A 22,201-nucleotide genomic window follows, 5' to 3' on the forward strand; every position below is an offset into this window, starting at 1 on the left:
CGTCTATGACAGATAACAATCACGTGCACAAGCAGCCACTGCCTTCCCTCGCGATTGCCGCGATCGGTGTGGTGTTCGGCGATATCGGCACGAGCCCGTTGTATTCGCTGAAAGAGGCCTTCAGTCCGTCGCACGGCATTCCGTTGACCGAGCAATCCATCCTCGGCGTGATCTCGCTGCTGTTCTGGGCGATCATTATCGTGGTCGGCGTCAAGTACGTGCTGTTCGTGATGCGCGCGGACAACAACGGCGAGGGCGGCGTGCTCGCGCTGATGGCGCTGGCGCTGCGCTCGCTCGAAGAGAAATCGAAAATGGCCGGCCTGCTGATGATGCTCGGCATTTTCGGCGCCTGCATGTTTTATGGCGACGCGGTGATCACGCCGGCCATCTCGGTGATCTCGGCAGTCGAGGGTCTGGAGATTGCCGCGCCTCATCTGTCGCATCTGGTCCTGCCGCTGACGATCGCGATCCTGATTCTGCTGTTCTGGATTCAGCGGCACGGCACGGCGATGGTCGGCCGCCTGTTCGGTCCGATCATGGTGCTGTGGTTCGTGGTGCTCGCCGCGCTCGGCCTGTGGCACATCACGCAGTCGCCGAACGTGATCCGCGCATTGAACCCGTATTACGCGTACACCTTCATGGCGGCGCACGTGCTGCAGGCTTATGTGGTGCTCGGCTCGGTCGTGCTGGTGCTGACCGGTGCCGAAGCGCTGTACGCCGATATGGGCCACTTCGGCGCGAAGCCGATCCGCATGGCGTGGTATCTGCTGGTGATGCCGTCGCTGGTGCTGAACTACTTCGGCCAGGGCGCGCTGCTGATGCACGACCCGAAGGCCATCGAAAATCCCTTCTTCCTGCTCGCGCCTGATTGGGCGTTGCTGCCGCTCGTCGTGCTGTCGACGGTGGCGACGGTGATCGCATCGCAGGCCGTGATCTCCGGCGCGTATTCGCTGACGAGCCAGGCGATCCAGCTCGGCTACGTGCCGCGTATGAAGATCCTGCACACGTCCGAGCTGGCGATCGGGCAGATCTATGTGCCGGTGGTGAACTGGATGCTGCTCTTCATCATCCTGTGCATCGTGATCGCGTTCAAGAGCTCGGACAATCTCGCCGCCGCGTACGGTATCGCGGTGACGGCCACGATGGTGATCACCACGATCCTCGCCTGCGTCGTGATGGTGAACGTGTGGAACTGGAACAAGCTGCTGGTGGCGTTGATCATCGGCGTGTTCATGACGGTCGACCTGGGCTTTTTCGGCGCCAATCTGCTGAAGGTCGAAGAGGGCGGCTGGTTGCCGCTCGGCATCGGCGCGTTGCTGTTCTTCCTGCTGATGACGTGGTTCAAGGGCAGGATGATCGTCAAGGAGCGCACGGCCGCCGACGGTATTCCGCTGATGCCGTTCCTGCAAGGGCTGCTCGCGCATCCGCCGCATCGCGTGTCGGGTACGGCGATCTATCTGACCGGCAGCGATTCGCTGGTGCCGGTGAGCCTGCTGCACAATCTGAAGCACAACAAGGTGCTGCATGAGCGCACCATCTTCCTGACCTTCGTGACGCGCGACATCCCTTATGTGAACGACGCGGAGCGCGTGACGGTGAAGGATATCGAGGGCGGTCTGTATCTCGTCAAGGCGGCCTACGGCTTCAACGAAACGCCCGATGTGAAGGCGGTGCTGCTCGATGTCGGCCGCACCCACGACATGACCTTCGAACTGATGGACACGTCGTTCTTCCTCGCGCGCGAAACGGTGGTGCCGACGCAACTGCCGGGCATGTCGGTGTGGCGCGAACGTGTGTTCGCATGGATGCACCAGAACGCCGCGAAGCCGACGGACTTCTTCAGCATCCCGGCCAACCGGGTGGTGGAGTTGGGGACCAAGATCGAGATCTGACGCGAGCCGGTGAATCTTGCGTGCTTCGATGTCGGCATCGGGGCGCGGAAAAAAGCCCACGCACAAGCGTGGGCTTTTTGTTTGGCCGCATGGCATCAGGTGGCTTCATCGCGGTGCCGCCGCGTGGGCGCTCGCGTGGTGAACGCCTGTCATGCTCGCGAAAGCCCGCGCATGAAACGAATCACGCGCGGGTCGCGGCGCTTACTTCTGCTTGAGCTTGGCGAACGCGGCGGCCATCGCGCCGCCCGCTTCCGGCTCGCGCGAGCGCTGTTGCGATGCGCCGCGTCCGGCACCACCGGAACGTCCAGCGCCGCCGCGGTCCTGCTGCGCACCACCGCCGCCGCTGCGCGCAGCAGCCGCGCCGAACTCGTCGTCGAGGCGCATAGTGAGCGCAATACGCTGACGCTTGACGTCGACTTCCAGCACCTTCACCTTGACGATCTGCCCGGCCTTCACGACTTCGTGCGGGTCCTTGATGAACTTCGTCGACATCGCCGACACGTGCACCAGACCATCCTGATGCACGCCGACGTCGATGAACGCGCCGAATGCCGCCACGTTCGTCACCACGCCTTCGAGCACCATGCCCGGCGTCAGATCGCTGACCTTCTCGACGCCCTCGCGGAACGTCGCGGTCTTGAACTCGGGGCGCGGGTCGCGGCCCGGCTTTTCGAGTTCGAGCAGAATGTCGCGCACTGTCGGCAGACCGAAACGCTCGTCGACAAATTCACTTGGCGATAGCCCACGCAGCGCGTCGCGATTGCCGAGCACTTCGCCGACATGCTTGTTGATCTTCGCGAGCATCCGTTCGACGACCGGATACGCTTCGGGGTGAACCGACGAGCGGTCGAGCGGATTCTCGCCATTGTTGATGCGCAGGAAGCCGGCCGCCTGTTCGAAGGTCTTGTCGCCCAGTCGCGGCACCTTGCGCAGATGCTCGCGCGACGGGAACGGACCGTTCGAATCGCGATAGTCGACGATGTTGCGCGCGAGCGTGGCGTTCAGACCCGACACGCGAGCGAGCAGCGCGACCGACGCGGTGTTCGCGTCCACGCCGACCGCGTTCACGCAGTCTTCGACGACCGCGTCGAGCGAGCGCGCCAGTTCGCGTTGATTGACGTCGTGCTGATACTGGCCGACGCCAATCGCCTTCGGCTCGATCTTCACCAGTTCCGCGAGCGGGTCCTGCAGGCGGCGGGCAATCGACACCGCGCCGCGCAGCGACACGTCCATGTCGGGGAATTCTTTCGCCGCGAGTTCGGAGGCCGAGTAGACGGACGCGCCCGCTTCGGACACGACGATCTTCTGCAGCTTGAATTCCGGATGACGCGCGATCAGCTCGCTCGCGAGCTTGTCCGTTTCACGCGATGCCGTGCCGTTGCCGATACTGATCAGTTCGGCCTGCGTCTGCGCGCAGATGCGCGCGAGTTTCGCGATCGAGCCGTCCCAATCACGGCGCGGCTCGTGCGGATAAATCACGTCGGTGGCGAGCACCTTGCCGGTCCGGTCGACCACCGCGACTTTCACGCCGGTACGCATACCCGGATCGAGGCCGATCACCGCCTTCGGACCGGCCGGCGCGGCCAGCAGCAGGTCCTTCAGATTGCGCGCGAACACGCGGATCGCTTCGTGCTCAGCTTCGTCGCGCAGGTTGGTCAGCAGTTCGTTTTCGATGTGCGGCTGCACCTTCACGCGCCAGCACCAGCGGCACACGTCCGAGAGCCACTTGTCGGCCGGGCGGTTCTGATTGGCGATGCCGAAGTGGCGCGCGATCAGCGCTTCGCCCGGATGCGGCACCTGCGCGTCGAGTTCTTCGCCGAGACCCAGCTTGACCATCAGCACGCCCGCATTGCGGCCGCGAAAGAGCGCCAGCGCGCGATGCGACGGCACAGTGCGGATGGTCTCCGCGTAATCGTAGTAGTCGCGGAATTTCTCTTCTTCCGCGTTCTCCTTGCCTTCCACGACCTTCGACGACACCACGCCCTGATTGAACATGTAGTCGCGCAATTTGCCGAGCAGCTCGGCCGTTTCGCCGAACTGTTCGGAGAGGATGTCGCGCGCGCCATCGAGCGCGGCCTTGAGGTCGGCGACGCCTTTTTCGGCGTCAACGTACGCGGCGGCTTCGGTTTGCGGGTCGAGCAGCGGATTGCCGAGCAGCGCGTCGGCGAGCGGCTGCAGACCGGCTTCGCGCGCGATCTGCGCGCGCGTGCGGCGCTTCGGCTTATACGGGAGATACAGATCTTCCAGCACCTGTTTGCTGTCGGCGCCTTCGATCGCGCTGCGCAGCTCGTCGGTGAGCTTGCCCTGTTCGTCGATGCTCGAGATGATCGCGGCGCGCCGGTCTTCCAGCTCGCGCAGATACAGCAGGCGTTCCTCGAGATTACGCAGTTGCGTGTCGTCGAGATTGTCGGTCACTTCCTTACGGTAGCGGGCGATGAACGGAACAGTCGCTCCTTCGTCGAGAAGTTGCACGGCGGCCGCGACCTGGCGCGGCTGGACGGACAGTTCGGCGGCGATGCGCTGTACGATCTTGAGTGCTACGTTTTCCGTCATAAGGTCTTGGTGTTCCTGCGGACTCAGTCAGGGGCCGCGCGCTGACGGCTCGTCGGGACACGCCCGGCGTGCGCGCTGCGACCAGGTTGCTAGAGCGGGGCATTTTGCCATAAATGCCAAAGGGCTCAACCGCAGGGTGATAGAATTTCGGGCATGTTCCGTTGACCCTCTACGACGTTGCCAATCTCCTTGTCCATCAACTGCCTGGGCTTTCGCCGGGTCTCTCGCCTGTCACCGGATTTGTCGCCGGAGTTGTCGTCGGGTTCGCCAACGGATTTGCTGAACGCGCCGCTCATCTCGTTGGTATCGGCCGCGCGCGCCGTGCTCGGGCTTGCATTCGTTTCTCCGCGAGTTTTCGCCGCATCGTGCGCATCGTGCGTGATGGCCGCCGCGCTCGCCGTGTCCGCACCGGCTGCCGCGCAAACGCCGTCGGCTGAGGGTAACAGCGCGAGCCCGCCGGTGTCCGCGCAGAGCGTCGCGCCATCAGCGGCATCGGCTGCGCAGGGCGATCGGCCCGCTGGCAGCGCGGACAGCGCGAGCGACGCGGCCGCACTGGACAATTCGTTCGAGGCGCGCCAACGGGCACTGGACGAACGCAGCGACGAGAACAACTACCGTTACGCGGTCGCCCAGCACAATTGCTACAGCACGTTCTTCGTCAATCACTGTCTGAACCGCGCGCGCGACAGCATGCGCACGGTGCAGGCGGAGATTCGCAAGGAACAGCTCGCGCTCGACGGCGAGCAGCGCGCGCAACGCGCGCGCGCGCGTGACGAGCGGGCCGCGCTGAGGCGCGCGCGCGACGAAGCGAACGCGCCGCAGCGTGCCGCCGAAGATGCGCGTAACCAGCAGGCTTACCAGGACAAGCAGCGTCAGCACGAACTCGATCAGGCGCAGCGCAGCGCCGAGGCGCCGCAACGCGCCGCCAACGCGCAGGCCTACGAGGAAAAGCAGCGCCAGCATGCGCTGGATCAGGCGCAGCGTGGCATCGGTCCGTCGCAGGCGGCGGCCAACCAGCAGGCGTACGACCAGAAGCAGGGCGACTTCCAGCGCAAGCTCGAAGAAGCGCGTCAGCAGGGCGCGCAGAAGGCGCAGGAGCGCGTCGAGAAACAGCAGAGCTTCGAGAGGAAGCAGGCCGATGCCGCGCAACACAAGGCCGACGTGGAAGCGCGTCAGAAGCAGGCGGCCGAGAAGGCCGAGCAGAAGCGTCAGGACCAGTTGAAGCAGCAGCAACTCGAAGAGCAGCAGAAACAGCAACAGCAGCAACAGTAAATGTGCTGTAGTTGGCGCTGGCTGGTTGTGGCCAGCGCCCGTCGTAGTCGTAAACGCCTTTTAAGCCGGACAGCAACCTCAGGCGTCGGTCTGCGCGCGCAGCCCGTGCCGCAGACGAGAGGAGGCGAGAGCATGCGCGATCATCACCACGTCATCAACGCGGACACACTTCGCGACCGTATTCTGCAACTGGAATCGGAGCACAGTGGGCTCGATCGTCTAATCGACCGAATGTCGGATGAACCCGGCATCGACGACTTCGAGTTGCAGCGCCTGAAAAAGCGCAAACTCAAAGTCAAGGACACCATCATCTTGCTGCAATTGCAGCTCGAACCGGACGCACGCGCCTGAGTTCGCGGCCTGGCAGGCGCCGGGCGCGCGCCGCGCGAGCCGGACTTTGCAGGAACGCTTGCCTTGAATTCACCGCTTGAAACTTCACCCCGGACCACGCTGGGCGACGCAGCAGCAGGAACCGGCACGCCGGCGCCGCGTAGTGGCGCGTCGGCGTTGAGCGCGTCGCTCAATCCGCGCCGCGCGGCCGAACTCGATGAGATCTTCGCCGACAATGGGCTGCTGGCCCGGCAGATCGACGGCTATCGCTCGCGGGCCTCGCAGATCGAAATGTCGCGCGCGGTTGCTGCGGCGATGGAAGCGTCGGGCCGTGCGATGCCCGAGCCCGCGATGTTCGAGGCGCAAAAGCGTCCGGCGCGGCGCTTGCAAACGGCGGGCGCGGATGCCACGGCCGAGGCCGCTGGGAACACCGAGTCGAGCGGACTCGACGGTAGCGAAAACACGCTGATCGTCGAGGCAGGCACCGGCACCGGCAAGACCTACGCGTATCTCGTGCCGGCCATGCTGTGGGGCGGCAAGGTGATCGTCTCCACCGGCACGAAGCATCTGCAGGATCAGCTCTTTCAGCGCGACATTCCGACCGTTCGCGATGCGCTCGCGGTACCGGTATCGGTGGCGATGCTCAAGGGACGCGCGAACTACCTGTGCCACTACTATCTGCAGCGCACCGCGGATAACGGCCGTCTGCCGTCGCGCCAGGAAACCTCGTATTTGCAGGACATCGTTCGCTTCGCGAAGATCACGCGCACCGGCGACAAGGCGGAACTCGCGAGCGTGCCGGAAACGGCGGCGGTGTGGTCGATGGTTACGTCGACGCGGGAGAACTGTCTCGGCCAGGAGTGCGCGCATTACAAGGACTGCTTCGTGATGCAGGCGCGCCGCGAGGCGCAGCAGGCCGATATCGTGGTGGTCAATCACCATCTGTTTTTCGCCGACATCATGTTGCGCGATACGGGCATGGCCGAGTTGCTGCCCACCGCGAACACCATCGTCTTCGACGAAGCTCATCAACTGCCCGAGACGGCGACGCTGTTTTTCGGCGAGACGTTATCCACTACGCAGTTTCTCGAGCTCGCGCGCGATTCGGTGGCCGAAGGTCTGGGTCACGCGCGCGAGGCGGTCGACTGGGTCAAGCTCGGCGCGACGCTCGAGCGCGCGGCGCGCGATGTGCGGCTCGCGTTCAAGGAAGATTCGGTGCGCTTGTCGATCGGCCAGTTGCCCGATGATCATCCGCTATTCCCCGCGCTCGAAACGCTCGAAACCGAACTCGACGCGCTGGCATCCGCGCTGGCGGGCCAGGCCGAGCGCGCCGAATCACTCGGTGCATGCCTGCGCCGCGCGCGCGAGTTGCAAGGCGTGCTTGGCGGCTGGACCACGCCGCCCACCGAGACCGAGCGCAACGCCGCCGACGCACAGCAAGCCAGCTCGAGCGACGGCCATGCCGAACGCGCGGACCCGAACGAAAAGGTGCGCTGGATCGAAGTCTTCTCCCATACCGTGCAGTTGCACGAAACGCCGCTGTCGGTCGCACCAATCTTCGCGAAGCAGCGCGCCGGCGTGCCGCGCGCGTGGATCTTCACATCGGCCACATTGTCGGTGCGCGGCGACTTCACGCACTACGCCGCGCAAATGGGACTGAACGCCAAACGTTCGATGACGCTGCCCAGCCCCTTCGACTATCCGTCGCAAGGGTTGCTGTACGTGCCGCGCAACTTGCCGCAGCCGTCGTCGCCGATGTTCACCGACGCCGTGTTCGACGCCGCGTTGCCCGCGATCGAAGCATCGGGCGGCGGCGTATTCATGTTGTGCACGACGCTGCGCGCGGTGGACCGCATCTCGGCGAAACTGCGCGACACGATCGAAGCGCGAGGCTGGAATTATCCGCTGCTGGTGCAGGGCGACGCGAGCCGCACCGAGTTGCTCGACCGCTTCCGGGCGTACGGCAATGCGATCCTCGTGGGCAGTCAGAGTTTCTGGGAGGGCGTGGACGTGCGCGGCGATGCGCTGTCGCTGGTGGTGATCGACAAGCTGCCGTTTGCGCCGCCGGATGACCCGGTGCTGTCGGCGCGGCTCGATGCGCTCACCAAGAAAGGCTTGAGCCCGTTTGCCGTGCATCAGTTGCCGCAGGCCGTGATTACGTTGAAGCAGGGCGCAGGCCGTCTGATTCGCGCGGAGACCGATCGCGGCGTGCTGATGATCTGCGACACGCGTCTCGTCGACAAACCGTATGGCCGTCGGATCTGGCAAAGCCTGCCGCCGTTCAAACGAACGCGTGAGATCGAGGTGGTGCGCGAGTTCTTCGAAGAGAACGCGACGCCGGTCCGATGAACCGTTACGTGTTGAAAATGCCGCCGTTGTAAAACGGCGCGCAAATGGCAAAACGCCACGGATGTGAGTCCGTGGCGTTTTGCTTTACTGCCCGGGAAATCGCGACGATTTCCCGATGCAGTTTTCGCCCAGAGGCGAGCCCTATGCGACAGCTTACTGGCTTGCGCCCGAAGCCGGAGCAGCTGCCGAAGCAGCAGCGCCTGCGTCCGAAGCAGCAGCGCCTGCATCCGAGGCAGCAGCCGTAGCCGAAGCAGCAGCATCGCTCGCAGCAGCAGCGGCACCCGAAGCAGCCGTAGCCGCGTCCGAAGCTGCAGCAGCCGGTGCCGAAGCAGCAGCTGCGTCGCTAGCCGGGGCAGCGGCTTGGTCGTTGCTCTTGTTGCATGCAGCCAGTGCCACAGCTGCCAACAGGGATGCTACGAGGAGGGATTTCTTCATGATCACGTCCTTTTATGGTTTAAAGGTAAGCAACAGCGCAAAATAAAACCGGTAATGTGCTCCAACACCGACCTGGGCCGCTGGTGGAGACGCTCTTTCGACGAGCTAGAATCTTCCCTACGGCTTGGGCGGAAATTATATGCACTTTCGTACTGACAGTCGATAAATCCGGGGTCAATACGTTGTCTTTCTCATACAAAATTTCACTGTACGGTATAGCAGGCAGGCAGAGTTACGCAAGCTCGCCCACTTGTATCCAGCCCGCACAATACCACTCGTGTAGCAGTGCTGTCACCGACGAATCGTGTGAGAGTGTTACAAAGCGTTTCGCACTCAAACACCGGCCATCGGCGAGATCAAATAACCATTTTTGCGCACCATCCAACGGCATTTCTTCTCCATTTACGAAGAAAAAACGGCGGTTGTACAACAAACTGGTCTTGCGGTCCAGTCGCAGGCCGGACTTTGATGCCTGACCGATAAAACGGGCTTCATTGAGGGGCCTGGACGGCGGATCGAATACCACGCTTGGCTTCGGCTCGCTCAGATACGTGCCGAGAAACGAAGCAATGTCCTGATCCTTCCACTTGATGCCAGCAAGGATCGCGCCAACCTTCTCCACCAGAGCCGCGGGCAACTCGGCCGGACGGTCGACGGCGGGCTGCTGCGGATCGCGGTAAAGCGCGCCCGGCTTGCCTGCCGACTCGCCGCGTTCGGCCAGATGATAGAGGAATTGGGCGGTCAGCTCACTGGCCGAAGGGGCGCGAAAGCCGATCGAGCAGGTCATGCATTCGCCTTCCGCAATACCGTCATGGGCGATGTGCGGGGGCAGATACAGCATGTCGCCGGGTTCGAGCAGCCATTCCTGATCCGGCTCGAAGTTCTGTAAAACTTTCAACGGCAGACCGGCTTGCAAGGTCAGATCTTTCTGCGCGCTTATGCGCCAGCGCCGTGTGCCTTTTACTTGCAAAAGAAACACATCGTAGGAATCGAAGTGGGGGCCTACGCCGCCGCCGTCGGTTGCATACGAAATCATCAGGTCGTCAAGGCGTGCGTCCGGCACGAAGCGGAAGCGGTCCAGCAACGCGCGCGCACGGTCGTCGTGCAGGTCCACGCCCTGCACGAGCAGCGTCCATGCGCGCTGCTTCACCGATGGCAACTCGTCGGGCGCGAACGGGCCGTGCTCGAGCTGCCATTTGTTGCGAAAGTGGGTGATCAGGCGTGCTTCGACTTCGTCCTGATCGGCCAGCTCGAAAAATTCGTCGCGCGACAGCGGCGACTCGATGCCCGGAACGGCCTGGCGAATCAGCAGCGGTTTTTTTTGCCAATACCGGCGCATGAATTGCGCCGGGGTCAAGTTGCCGAGCAATGCGGTCGGCGTATCGGGCGAGGGCGGGAGAACGGGAAGCGCCGGCTTCGAGGCCGGCGACGATTTCCGTGCCGAAGCTGCATCGGCCGGGTGGTCAGTGGGCCGCTTGGGCATCGTATAATGTGAGTTGTATTCTGGAGAGTCGAATGAAAATCGCAAAGAACACCGTCGTGTCGGTCGCTTACAAGCTATCGGATGCGCAGGGCAATCTGATTGAAGAAAGCGACGAGCCGATGGTCTATCTGCACGGCGGCTATGATGGCACGTTCCCCAAGATCGAGGAAGAGCTCGACGGCCACGAGGCCGGCTTCGAGACTCAGATTCAGCTTGAACCGCAAGACGCGTTCGGCGAGTACGACCCCGATCTCGTGAAGATCGAGCCGCGCGATCGTTTCCCGGAACCGCTCGAAGTCGGCATGCAATTCGAAGGCACGCCGGAAGAAGGCGACGAGGACCTCGATTCGCTGGTCTACGTGGTTACCGACGTCGCGGAAGACAAAGTCGTGCTCGACGGCAATCATCCGCTCGCGGGCATGGCGTTGCGGTTCGCGCTGACCGTGAAAGACGTGCGCCCGGCTACGGAAGACGAAATCCAGCACGAACATGCGCACGGCGCCGACGGCCTTGAAATCCTCGACGAAGACGACGAGGAAGACGACGACAAGTCAGGGCCCACTCTGCACTGAACTTGCCGGCACGCCGCCCGGTACGTTCAGGCCTGAAGCAGCGCCCGGCGTGCGCGGCGCCGTGGCCGGCGGCGCAGGCGGCGCCGACAACGGCGGCCCGTATGCGCCGCCACCCTGGTCGGCCGGTATGCGCGGTTGCTGATCCGGTTGTGGCTCTCCGGGCGTTTGCAACAGCGGCGGCAATTCCGACGCGGGTCCGAGTGCCGGCACAGCCGGCATCGACGCAGCCGGCACCTCGCGCGTCAGCACGGGTTGCGCGGTAGGCATCGGCATCTGCTTCGGTACCTCGCGCACGCTCACACGGAACGGCGGTTTTCTACCGAGTTCCGCATCAATCTGAATCCACTGGTTAAGACGATCATGCGGCGCAATCGCGACACGCGTGAGATTCGTCACCAGCATCCCTTTGTCATTGCGTAGCGGTTGATCGATCACGAAGCCGCCGCTCGCGGCTTCGTCGTCGCAATGAATCACCAGCACGGGCCCGTGGAAAATCTGCGCGAGCTTGACGAGGCTACGCTTGAATTCCAGAAAGCCGTCGCGGCGTGGGCTGTGCGCAAAGCGCAGCCACGCGAAGCGATCGGGCCGTTCATAACGCTCCGGATCGGGGTCGCCCTGAATGAACACGACGACCGCGCGCGCTTCGCGGCGTTTCGCATATTCGCCGGCGTGCTCGAGCCAGAAAGCGTTGGCGATGACCCGATCTTCGAATTCGCCGTTGCGGCCGCCCGCGGTCAGGTAATGATTGTTCGGGCCGGGTGCGTTGAGCCCGACGAACACGATGTCACCCGCTTGCCAGCGCACGTTTTCGCGAAACGGACGAAAGCGCGAGACCTCGCTTTCCCGCGTCAGCGCGATAGGGTTCTGGCCCATCGACGTGGAGTCTGCGAACAGCGTTTGACGCAGCAGGTCGAGCCGCTCCACCGGATCGAAGCCGCCAGCCTCGGCCGTGCCGCAGTCGACCCAGTCGTGCTGGCCCGGAATGAAGAAGAGGGGATGCCGTGAAGTTTCGAGCAGCGCCTGGCGGCGCTCGTAGAGCGCATCGCGGCAGGCTTCCTTCGGTCCCTTCAGATTGCCGTTGTAGACGATGAACGACACGTCGCGCTCACGGCCGATCGCGTCGATCAGCCGTTGCGTGGCGGCTTCGTCGGCGGCGCTGTGCATCGTGTTGGCGATCACTGCGAAGGTGAAGCGCGGCGCGGCGGCGTTGGCAGGCGTTGCGAACGTAAAAAATGCAGCGGACAGTGCCGCGAACCACCTTGGAGCGCCGGTGAGCGAGAAGGCGAAATTCAGCGCCGCGCGAAGTCGGCGCGGTCGCTGGACAGGATTGTGGGCGTCAATGATCCGCATCCGGCGCGGCGGCCAGTTCGTGCAGTTCGTACAACAGGTCGAGTGCTTCGCGGGGCCGCAGATCGTTTGGATCAATGCCGCGCAATCGTTCGACGAGCGCCTGCATCGCGGGTGATACCACTGGCGCATCGGACCCGGCATCGCGCTCGTCGTCCGCGTCCTCGGCCATCGGCGCGGGTGCGGAGAACAGGTCGAGTTGCGGCGCGGGCTGCGCGGCCGATTGCTGCTCGAGATGCGCGAGATGCTTGCGCGCCGCCCGAATCACCGCGTTCGGCACGCCGGCCAGTTGCGCGACCTGCAGGCCGTAGCTCTGATTGGCCGGCCCTTCGTTGACCGCATGCAGGAACACGATGCCGTGCCCATGCTCGACTGCCGACAGGTGCACGTTGGCCGCGTGTGGAAACTCCGCCGGCAATTGCGTCAGTTCGAAGTAGTGCGTGGCGAACAGCGTATGGCAGCCGTTATGAGCGAGCAGATGCCGTGCGATCGCCCACGCCAGCGCGAGCCCGTCGAAGGTCGACGTGCCGCGGCCGATTTCATCCATCAGCACGAGACTCTGCGGCGTCGCGTCGTTCAGGATCGCGGCGGCTTCGGTCATTTCGACCATGAAGGTGGAGCGGCCGCCGGCCAGGTCGTCGGCCGCGCCGATCCGCGTGAAGATGCGGTCGATCGGCCCGAACGCCGCGCGCCGCGCCGGTACGTAGCTGCCCACATACGCGAGCAATGCGATCAGCGCGGTCTGCCGCATGAAGGTCGATTTACCGCCCATGTTCGGGCCGGTGATCAAGAGCAGCTTGCGCTCGGGCGTGAGCGTGCAGTCGTTGGCGATGAACTGCTCGACCTGCGCCTCGACAACCGGGTGCCGTCCCTGTTCGATCTCGATGCCGGTGTCGGGCGAGAACGTGGGCGCAACCCAGTCGAGCGCGCGGGCGCGTTCGGCGAACGCGGCGAGCAGATCGAGTTCGGCGAGCGCCGACGCGACCCGCTGGCACTCCGGAATAAACGGCAGCAACGACTGCAGCAACGCGTCGTATAGCGAACGTTCGCGCGCGAGCGCGCGTTCTTGCGCGGACAGCGCCTTATCCTCGAAGGTTTTCAACTCCGGCGTGATGTAGCGCTCGGCGTTCTTCAGCGTCTGACGGCGGCGGTAGTCGTCGGGCACCTTGTCGGTCTGGCCGCGCGTGACTTCGATATAGAAGCCGTGCACCTTGTTGTACTCGACGCGCAGATTGCCGATGCCCGTGCGCACACGCTCGCGCGTTTCGAGGTCGATCAGGAACTGTCCGCAGTTCTCCGAAATATCGCGGAGTTCGTCGAGTTCCGCGTCGTAGCCTCGCGCGATCACGCCACCGTCGCGCACCATCGCCGCCGGCTCCTGCGCGACCGCGCGGCTGAGCAGGTCGACGCAGGCTTGCGGCGGCTCCAGCGACGCGTCGATACGCGCCAGCGAATCCGCGTTGGAGGACACGGCTGCAAGCTGCGTGCGCAACTCGGGCAGCGCGATGAACGTGTCGCGCAGGCTCGACAGATCGCGCGGCCGCGCCGACAGCAACGCGAGACGCCCGGTGATCCGTTCGATGTCCGAAATCTGCCGCAACGCGCCGCGCAGCGTGTCGACGTCGGCGCCCGGCGGCGCGTCGAGCAATGCGCCGATGGCCTGCTGACGCGCCTGCGCCACCGCATGGTCGCGCGGCGGATGATGCAGCCAGTGACGCAGCAAGCGGCTGCCCATGGTCGTGCAGCAGGTATCGAGTAACGAGCACAGCGTGGGCGATTCGGTGCCGCGCAGTGTTTCAGTGAGTTCGAGGTTGCGGCGCGTGGCGGGGTCGAGGCCGATATATTCGGATTCGTACTCGACCTTCAGGCTGCGTACGTGGCGCAATTGCTGGCCTTGCGTGGCCGCCGCATACAGCAGCAACGCGCCCGCCGCGCCGCATGCGCAAGTCAGCGAATGCGCGCCGAAGCCGTCGAGCCCCGCCACTTCCAGTTGATCGCACAGGCGTTGCGTGCCCGACGCGATATCGAAGTGCCAGACCGGCACGCGCGTGAGCGCGCCCGCGTTGACGGGTGGCGTCCAGCTTGGCGAATCGGCGGCGTTGTCGGCGACCAGAATTTCCGCGGGACGAATGCGTTCAAGCGCCGCCGCCACCTGGTCGGGGGCGACTTCCGCGAGGCGCAGCGCGCCGCTCGCCAGATTCAGCCACGCGAGGCCGACGCTGGTCGCGACGCCGCGCCGGTTGTGCGCGACGCACATGGCCAGCAGATAAACGTCGTTCTTGTCGGACAGCAGCGCGGCGTCCGTCAGCGTGCCCGGCGTGACGACGCGCACCACCTTGCGCTCGACCGGGCCTTTCGACGTAGCCGGATCGCCGATCTGCTCGCAAATCGCGACGGATTCGCCAAGCTTCACCAGCTTGGCCAGATATTGTTCGACTGCGTGATGCGGCACACCCGCCATCCTGATCGGATTGCCGCCCGATGCGCCGCGTTGCGTGAGCGTCAGGTCGAGCAGGCGCGCGGCTTTTTCCGCGTCTTCGAAAAAGAGTTCGTAGAAGTCGCCCATCCGGTAGAACACCAGCGTGCCCGGATGCTCCGCCTTGATGCGAAGGTACTGCTGCATCATTGGCGTGTGTTGTGCGACGTCGTTGGCCGCTGCGGTTTGAATGCCCATCCTCGGTGTCTTCTTGCGTTAGCTGTTCAGGGCGTGAGTTTAACCCGCCGGCGCGACGAGCGGACCCTGGCCGGATGGCCAATCCGTGCAGCGGGCTTCATCGTCACCCCGTCGACGATTGCGCTCGCTTGAACGCGCCGCATCCATTCGCGGCGAGCCATCATTCCTTGATCATCGTCCGCATGTTCACCGTGCGCTCGTTCAATGCGCTGCGCCGTTTGGCGAGCCACATCATGAACGTGATGAAACTGCCGAACACGACGATGATCCATTGCGCCGGCATCTTCGCGGTGAGCAGCAGCGCGTACACGCCGAGCATCAGTAGCACCGCGAGGTTCTGGTTGAAATTCTGCACGGCGATCGAATGGCCGGCCGACAGCAGCGTCGCGCCGCGATGCTGGAGAATCGCGTTCATCGGCACGATGAAAAAGCCCGACAGCGCGCCGAGCAGAATCATCAGCGGATACGCGAGCAGGATGTAGATCGGCGCGACGTACGAGCCGATGCGTAGGCCCGCGCCCGCCGGGAACAGATCCTTGTTGTAGAAGGCCATCGCGATCGCCACCGCGCCGGTCAGAATGCCGACCGGCAGCACCCGCAGCGATTTGCGCAACGGAATCAGCGCGGCTGCCGCGGCCGCGCCGACCGCGATGCCCAGTCCCGTCACGCCCTGCATCACCGCCGCCTTCGATAGCGACAGCCCGAGGTTGACGTTCGCCCATTTGAGCACCAGCAATTGCAGCGTCACCGCGCCGCCCCACATCAGCGTCGTCACCCACAGCGCGATCTGCGCGAGCTTGTCGGCCCACAGCACGTTGAAGCAGTGGTAGAAGTCGCCGACCAGTTTCCTCGGTTCTGATAGGAGATTCGGATAACGCGCGCCGGTGTCGGGAATGAAGATGTTGATCGCGGCGGCGATTGCGTAAGTGATCATCACCGCGAACATCGCCAGATCGGCCGACGAACGGATCAACGGCAAGTGCGCGTGCGCGACGAATCTGTCGGCGAAGCTGCTGATCAGCGCGCCGCCCACCATCGTGCCGACGATCGTCGACAGCACCGTCGCCGATTCGAGCCACGCGTTCGCTTTGACGAGCGTTTCGGCGGGCAGCAGCTCGGTGAGGATGCCGTACTTGGCGGGCGAATACGCGGCGGCGCCGAAGCCGACCACGCCGTAGGCGATCATCGGGTGGACGCCGGCGATCATCAGCAGGCAGCCGCTCGCCTTCAGCGCGTTGGAGATGAACATCACGTGGCGCTTTTGCATCGAGTCGGCGAACGCGCCGACGAACGGTGCGAGCAGCACGTACGAGACAGTAAAGAAAATCTGCAGCAGCGGCGTGACCCAGGCAGCTGAGCGAATCACGGAGAGCAATGCGATGGCGGCGATCAACAGTGCATTGTCCGCGAGCGACGAAATGAACTGCGCCGCGATGATTGTGTAGAAGCCTTTTTTCATGAAGCGGATGGGAAGCTGCGCGCGAGTCGGGAGCGGGGCGGTCGCGGGCCGGGCCCGGATCGCGCGCATGGCAAGGCGCAGCGAGAACCGCGCGAAACGCAGCCGGGCGAAGCAGCGCGCCGGCGCGGCATCCCGCTTTGTAGCACGAACGTCCGCGCGATGCAGAGCCGCCAACAAAAAAGCGGCCGAAGCCGCTTCTTTGTTCCGCATACCGGCGCATGGGCCGGATCAAGGCCGAGCCGATCTCGGCTCAGGCTGACCCGACCACAGCCAGTCTCAAGCCGATTGTTCGCGCGTGCGGCTGTAGCGCGACAGGACCGGGATCATCTGCGCGTAGATCTTCGGGTTGCCCGCGACGATTTCGCCCACGTGCAGGAAGTCCGAGTCGCCCGTGTAGTTGCCGACGAGGCCGCCGGCTTCCGTGATCAGCAGGCTGCCCGCGGCGACGTCCCACGGATTCAGGCCCTGCTCGAAGAAGCCGTCCATGCGGCCGGCGGCGACGTTCGCCAGATCGAGCGCGGCTGCGCCCGGGCGGCGCAGACCCGCGCAGGCGACGGTCATTTCGGCGAACTGGCGGCCATAGGCTTCGAGGCCGTCCGTTTCGCGGAACGGGAAGCCGGTGCCGATCAGGCCGTCGGCCAGACGGTCGCGCTTGGCAACGCGGATGCGGCGATCGTTCAGGAACGCGCCACGGCCGCGCGACGCGGTGTACAGGTCGTTGCGGGTCGGGTCGTAGACCACCGCCTGCGTCACGGTGCCCTTGTGCGCGAGCGCGATCGACACGCAGTAGTACGGGAAGCCGTGGATGAAGTTGGTGGTGCCGTCGAGCGGATCGATGATCCACTGGTATTCCGAGTCGTGGTCCGACTTGCCGGATTCTTCGGCGAGGATCGCGTGATCGGGGTAGGCGGTCTTCAGCGTGTCGATGATCGCCGCTTCGGACGCTTTGTCGACCTCCGTGACGAAATCGTTGTGCTGCTTCTTGCTGACCTGGATCAGATCGAGGTCGAGCGACGCGCGGTTGATGATCTGGGCTGCGCGGCGCGCGGCCTTCACAGCGATATTGAGCATGGGATGCATGAGACTGGATCCTTTGTGCCGGGGCAGCACGGCTGCTGGCCGGTAAATGAGCGCTGAAGCGCCGACTGGCGCCCGAAGAGGCGCGAAAACAGCACGGAACGGCCGCCCGGCACAGGACCGGTGCGCATTCCGCCGACGGAGACGAATTGAATAAGAACGAGGCGCCCGGCTGAGCAGAGGCTGAAGCCGGGCGCGAATATCAGTATTTTACCTGAGTCCGGGCGGCGCGACAGCGTTCGCGGCGCGGTGTGGATGTGATGGGGCCGTGATGGGGCTCCTGCCGGGTCGCCATGGGGCAGTGGCACGGCGTCGACATCGAGGCCGTCAGATGACGCCAAACCGGCAATCGCATGGCTTCGAACAGGCAGCCCTATCGCGCGAATCCGCCGCCATTGTCCCCAGCAAATTGCGCCGGTATTCCCGTATGATCCTCAGCAAGACGCAGCGGCAAGCAGCACGAGAAGCACCGGCATTTCGGACCCCACCCGCGGTTGGCGCTACCATACGCGTCTTTAGCTTGCAGAATTCCATCGTGGACCACCCGCACCATTCTTCCGATCCCGCCGTGGCCGACCTGCGCGGCGGCTTCACTTCGACCCGCTTCGTGCTAGTCGAGCCCAGTCATCCGGGCAACGTCGGCGCGGCGGCGCGCGCGCTGAAAACCATGGGGTTCTCGCGGCTCGTGCTGGTGTCGCCGCGCGTGCCGCACGTGCAGAGCGATCCGGAAGCGATCGCGATGGCGAGCGGCGCCGACGACGTGCTTGCGTCCGCGCACGTCGTGCCCACGCTCGCCGACGCGTTAAAAGGCGTGCACTGGTCCGTCGCACTGACCGCGCGGCTGCGCGAATACGGTCCGCCGCAGTGGACGCCGCGCGCCGCGGCCGCGGTCGCGCATCAGCAGGCGGTGCACGGCGAGATCGCGCTGGTGTTCGGCAACGAGCGCACGGGCCTGTCGAACGAGGACGTGGAGCGTTGCAGCGCGCTCGCGCATATTCCGGCCAATCCGGCCTACAGCTCGCTCAATCTCGCGCAGGCCGTGCAGGTGTTGGCGTACGAGTTGCGCACGATGTATCTGTCGGCGGACGACTCGATGGCATCGGCACTTTCCGCGCCCACCGCGCTCCGGCCGAACGCGGCGCAAGCCGAGCCGTTCGGCGCGCGCGCGGCGAGCGACGAGATCGAAAGCATGTTCAGGCATCTGGAGAGCGCGCTCGTAGCGATCGACTTTCTCGATCCGGCCAATCCCAAGAAGCTGATGTCGCGTCTGCGGCGGCTGTTCGCGCGTTCGGGGCTCGAGCGCGAGGAAGTGAACATCGTGCGCGGCATCGCCAAGCACATCCTGCTGAAGGTGAAGCGACCCGGCGACGACCCATCCTGAGCCACGCCTTCGTCCAATGACGACGACCTTGCCGGCAGCGTGGGCTTCCGGCAGGTTTCGCGCAATCGACCTACAATCCTCGAAACGTTCTAACCAAATCTGCCGCCGTGCTATGCGGCAGTCGCGCCGTCATGCGCGACTGCGCGCCAGCGGTCTTTTCTCCCACAACACAGCCCCTGCCATGTTCACGAGACTTCGCGAAGACATCGCCACGATCCGCGAGCGCGATCCCGCCGCCCGCAGCGCATGGGAAGTGCTGACGTGTTATCCGGGCTTGCATGCGCTCGTGCTGCACCGGCTCGCGCACGCGTGCTGGCAGGCGCGGCGCCGCTGGCTCGCGCGCTTCATCTCGCAGATGGCGCGCTTCATGACCGGTATCGAAATCCATCCGGGCGCGACGGTGGGGCGGCGCGTGTTCATCGACCACGGTATGGGTGTGGTGATCGGTGAAACCGCGCAGATCGGCGACGACTGCACGATCTATCAGGGCGTGACGCTTGGTGGCACGTCGCTGACGCGGGGCGCGAAGCGGCACCCCACGCTCGAACGCGGGGTGATCGTCGGTGCGGGTGCGAAGGTGCTCGGCGGCTTCACGATCGGCGCGGACGCGAAGATCGGCTCGAACGCCGTGGTGACCAAGCCGGTGCCCGCACGCGGCACGGCGGTGGGCAATCCGGCGCGGATCATCGTGCCGGCGGCGGCAGCTTCGGTTGCGTCGGTCATGGCGACGGCGGCCACCGACGCCGGCTCAAGCGGTGACGCGTCGCGCGATGCGAAACGTGCGACCCCACGCAGCGAATTCTGCGCGTACGGCATTACGCCGAATGCGGACGACCCGGTGTCGCTGGCGATACACGGGCTGATCGATCATGCCGCCACGCAAGCGAAGCGTATCGATGAAATCGTCGACGCGCTGGAGCGGTTGGGCACGAGCCTCGAAGGTCTGCAAGGTGCGGATGCGGCGCTGCTCGACCTGCGACGTCTGTCAGCCGCGATTGCGGGGAAAGTGGAAGGGGCGGTGGCGGAGCGCTAGTTGATGGCTTTGGGCTGGCGCTTTGAGCGCTGGCCCGTTCGAGGGACCGCGTCAATCCGAAGGGCTAACCACGCAAGTTCGACATGATGGTTTCACGCAAGAGGGCATCACGCAGGCACGAGTCGGGCAAGCCAGTTTGATGCAATCGATCTTCACGCGCGGGTAGCTTCACGCCGATCGGCTTCAGACGACAAGTCAGGCATCGCACAACACAGTCTCGAGCAAGCGAGGCTCGAAGCAACAGAACCCTGAAGCAAAAGAAGCCGCACCAAAACCAGTCTCAATCCAGCGGCAACGCCCGAATCCCATCCGCATCAATCCGCAGATACCCGCCGCGGCGCGTGCCGTGATCGAGATCCCAATCAGGCAGCACCCAGCGCGTGCCGCCCGGCTCGCGATGCCGCGCAGGCAGATGCGTGTGTCCGTGAATGATCGTCGCGGTCTTCGACGCCTTGAACAATGCGGCTACGGCTTTTGGCGTCACGTTGTACTTCATCGATACCGGCCGCGCGCGGCCATATTCGCTTTTCGAGCGCATGTTCTCGGCGAGCTTCTGCCGCCAGCGAAACGGCCAGGCGAGAAACAGCATCTGCGCGAAACGATTGCGCGCAAAATGCCGGAAGAACTGGTAACCATGGTCCGCGCTGCACAGCCCGTCGCCGTGCGCGAGCGCGACGCGTGTGCCGAAAGCGGTGATCACGAACGGGTCGGGCAGCCAGATTGCGCCGGCCGCTTTCATGAAGCGCTTGCCGAGCAGAAAGTCGCGGTTGCCGTGCATCAGGTAGAGCGCGATGCCGCGCTCCGACAGCGTATGCAGCAGCGCGGCCATGCGTGCGACGAACGGCTCGGCCAGCATGTCGTCGCCGACCCAGTACTCGAACAGATCGCCGAGAATGAACACCGAGTCCGCCTGCTCGGCGGTGACGCGAATGAAATGTTCGAACGCGGCGACCGTGTGCGGAATCGCCTCGCTCAAATGAATGTCAGAGAGGAAAAAAAACGGGCGTGCGGCGTGCGGGCGTTTGCCCTCGCCAGGCACGCCCGCGGCGACGCTTCGCAGCGGCGTTTCTTGCAGCATTGAAGGTGCCTGATTCCAGTTCGAACGAATCGACGCTCAGTCGACGATCACAGCCTTTTCGATCACGACGTCGTCGGCCGGCACGTCCTGATGAAAACCCTTCGAACCCGTCTTGACCTTCTTGATCTTCTCGACCACGTCCATGCCTTCGACCACCTTGCCGAACACCGCGTAGCCCCAGCCCTGCGGCGTCGGCGACGAGTGGTTCAGGAAGTCGTTGTCGTTCACGTTGATGAAGAATTGCGCGGTCGCCGAATGCGGGTCGTTGGTACGCGCCATCGCGACCGAGCCGTTGACGTTCTTCAGGCCGTTGTTCGCTTCGTTGTTGATCGGCTCGGCCGTCGGCTTCTGCTTCATGCCGGGTTCGAAGCCGCCGCCCTGGATCATGAAGCCGTCGATCACGCGGTGGAACACCGTGTTGTCGTAGTGTCCGGCCTTCACGTAGTTGAGGAAGTTTTCAACCGACTTCGGCGCCTTTTCGGCGTTCAATTCGAGTTTGATGACGCCGTGGTTCGTATGCAGTTCAACCATGATGGAATCCTTTGATGAACGGGGTGGGTAAGAGGCGCGGCGAGTCGTGATGGGTTGACGACGGACCGCGCCGGGGCGTGGATTGTGCACTAGCGCGTAGGCAGCCGCGCGTTCAGGTGCGTATTGGGTTGTGCTCGCGTTCGCTTACTTGCCGACCACCGTGGCGGACTGGATCACGACCGGCGTTTTCGGCACGTTGCTCATCGGGCCGCGCGTGGTGGTGGGCGTGGCTTCGATCTTCTTCACGACGTCCATGCCGCTCGTGACCTTGCCGAACACCGCGTAGCCGCTGCCGTCCGGATTCGGATAGTCGAGATTGGCGTTGTCCACCGTGTTGATGAAGAACTGCGCGGTGGCCGAATTAGGATCGCTGGTGCGCGCCATCGCGAGCGTGCCGGCCTGGTTCTTCAGACCGTTGCGGCTCTCGAGCGGAATCGGCGCGCGCGTGGGCTTCTCCGCGAAGCTCTGCGTGTAGCCGCCGCCCTGGATCATGAAGCCAGGAATCACGCGATGGAAGATCGTGCCGCTGTACTGGCCGGACTTCACGTAGTCGAGAAAGTTAGCGACCGTCTTCGGCGCCTTCTCGGGATACAACTCGACGCGGATGTCGCCTTCCGATGTCTTGAGCAGGACGGACGGATGCGCGGCTTGCGAACCGGACTGGGCAAAAGCGGGTGCGTTTGCGATCAGGGCGGCGCTGCCGAGCGCCAACATCAACCATTTCATGAAGATCCT

The 22,201-nt window shown here is 64.2% G+C and carries 17 protein-coding genes; 7 read left to right on the forward strand and 10 right to left on the reverse strand.

Annotated elements, in window-relative coordinates; genetic code table 11:
• Positions 1-5: 5 nt before the first annotated feature.
• A complete protein-coding gene (locus FVF58_RS01710; protein ID WP_149668213.1) occupies positions 6-1,892 on the forward strand; it encodes a potassium transporter Kup in 1,887 nt (628 codons plus the stop codon).
• Between the two features lie 201 nt (positions 1,893-2,093).
• Here the strand turns inward: FVF58_RS01710 and FVF58_RS01715 are convergent, their stop codons facing one another.
• Positions 2,094-4,445, reverse strand: a complete 2,352-nt coding sequence (locus FVF58_RS01715; protein WP_149668214.1) for a Tex family protein — start codon at positions 4,443-4,445, stop codon at positions 2,094-2,096.
• A gap of 189 nt (positions 4,446-4,634) precedes the next feature.
• Here FVF58_RS01715 and FVF58_RS01720 point away from each other — a divergent pair, with 189 nt between their 5' ends.
• From FVF58_RS01720 to yoaA, 3 genes are all read left to right on the forward strand, one after another.
• A complete protein-coding gene (locus FVF58_RS01720; RefSeq protein ID WP_425468900.1) occupies positions 4,635-5,717 on the forward strand; it encodes a hypothetical protein in 1,083 nt (360 codons plus the stop codon).
• A 132-nt stretch (positions 5,718-5,849) separates the two neighbouring features.
• Positions 5,850-6,068 carry a DUF465 domain-containing protein gene (locus tag FVF58_RS01725; protein ID WP_042322843.1) on the forward strand — a complete coding sequence of 73 codons (219 nt, stop codon included), beginning with the start codon at positions 5,850-5,852 and terminating at the stop codon, positions 6,066-6,068.
• Positions 6,069-6,131: 63 nt separating this feature from the next.
• The gene (gene yoaA / locus FVF58_RS01730) at positions 6,132-8,396 is read left to right on the forward strand and encodes a DNA repair helicase YoaA (protein ID WP_149668215.1); all 2,265 of its coding nucleotides are present in this window, start codon (positions 6,132-6,134) and stop codon (positions 8,394-8,396) included.
• Positions 8,397-8,549: 153 nt separating this feature from the next.
• Here the strand turns inward: yoaA and FVF58_RS52450 are convergent, their stop codons facing one another.
• Positions 8,550-8,831, reverse strand: coding sequence for a hypothetical protein (locus FVF58_RS52450; RefSeq protein WP_129959435.1), 282 nt, complete (start codon positions 8,829-8,831; stop codon positions 8,550-8,552).
• 232 nt (positions 8,832-9,063) lie between these two features.
• Positions 9,064-10,314 (reverse strand): cupin domain-containing protein, encoded by a 1,251-nt coding sequence (locus FVF58_RS01745; RefSeq protein WP_149668216.1) that lies wholly within the window; start codon positions 10,312-10,314, stop codon positions 9,064-9,066.
• Between the two features lie 32 nt (positions 10,315-10,346).
• Between FVF58_RS01745 and FVF58_RS01750 the strand changes: the two genes are divergently transcribed.
• Complete coding sequence (locus FVF58_RS01750) at positions 10,347-10,886, forward strand: FKBP-type peptidyl-prolyl cis-trans isomerase (protein WP_149668217.1); 540 nt, start codon at positions 10,347-10,349, stop codon at positions 10,884-10,886.
• Here the strand turns inward: FVF58_RS01750 and FVF58_RS01755 are convergent.
• The 4 genes from FVF58_RS01755 to FVF58_RS01770 all read right to left on the reverse strand — a co-directional run bounded on the left by FVF58_RS01755 (position 10,866) and on the right by FVF58_RS01770 (position 17,446).
• A complete protein-coding gene (locus FVF58_RS01755) occupies positions 10,866-12,236 on the reverse strand; it encodes a hypothetical protein (protein ID WP_149668218.1) in 1,371 nt (456 codons plus the stop codon). The two genes, FVF58_RS01750 and FVF58_RS01755, sit on opposite strands and share 21 nt — an antisense overlap.
• Positions 12,223-14,907, reverse strand: coding sequence for a DNA mismatch repair protein MutS (gene mutS, locus FVF58_RS01760; RefSeq protein ID WP_149668219.1), 2,685 nt, complete (start codon positions 14,905-14,907; stop codon positions 12,223-12,225). The genes FVF58_RS01755 and mutS overlap by 14 nt, the downstream gene beginning before the upstream one ends.
• Positions 14,908-15,067: 160 nt before the next feature.
• The gene (gene lplT, locus FVF58_RS01765) at positions 15,068-16,366 is read right to left on the reverse strand and encodes a lysophospholipid transporter LplT (protein ID WP_149668220.1); all 1,299 of its coding nucleotides are present in this window, start codon (positions 16,364-16,366) and stop codon (positions 15,068-15,070) included.
• A 276-nt stretch (positions 16,367-16,642) separates the two neighbouring features.
• Positions 16,643-17,446 (reverse strand): inositol monophosphatase family protein, encoded by an 804-nt coding sequence (locus FVF58_RS01770; protein ID WP_149668221.1) that lies wholly within the window; start codon positions 17,444-17,446, stop codon positions 16,643-16,645.
• Between the two features lie 532 nt (positions 17,447-17,978).
• On the opposite strand from FVF58_RS01770, the gene FVF58_RS01775 reads away from it, so the two are divergent.
• Complete coding sequence (locus FVF58_RS01775; protein WP_149668222.1) at positions 17,979-18,824, forward strand: RNA methyltransferase; 846 nt, start codon at positions 17,979-17,981, stop codon at positions 18,822-18,824.
• 112 nt (positions 18,825-18,936) lie between these two features.
• A complete protein-coding gene (gene cysE, locus FVF58_RS01780; protein WP_149668223.1) occupies positions 18,937-19,857 on the forward strand; it encodes a serine O-acetyltransferase in 921 nt (306 codons plus the stop codon).
• A 280-nt stretch (positions 19,858-20,137) separates the two neighbouring features.
• Here cysE and FVF58_RS01785 read toward each other — a convergent pair whose 3' ends face one another.
• The 3 genes from FVF58_RS01785 to FVF58_RS01795 form a co-directional block, all read right to left on the reverse strand.
• Positions 20,138-20,935, reverse strand: a complete 798-nt coding sequence (locus FVF58_RS01785; RefSeq protein ID WP_149668224.1) for a UDP-2,3-diacylglucosamine diphosphatase — start codon at positions 20,933-20,935, stop codon at positions 20,138-20,140.
• Between the two features lie 36 nt (positions 20,936-20,971).
• A complete protein-coding gene (locus FVF58_RS01790; RefSeq protein ID WP_149668225.1) occupies positions 20,972-21,466 on the reverse strand; it encodes a peptidylprolyl isomerase in 495 nt (164 codons plus the stop codon).
• A 144-nt stretch (positions 21,467-21,610) separates the two neighbouring features.
• Entirely contained in the window at positions 21,611-22,192 is a 582-nt protein-coding gene (locus FVF58_RS01795; protein WP_149668226.1) for a peptidylprolyl isomerase, read from the reverse strand.
• Positions 22,193-22,201: the final 9 nt, after the last annotated feature.

It is taken from the genome of Paraburkholderia panacisoli, assembly GCF_008369935.1.
Classification (GTDB): Bacteria; Pseudomonadota; Gammaproteobacteria; order Burkholderiales; family Burkholderiaceae; genus Paraburkholderia; species Paraburkholderia panacisoli.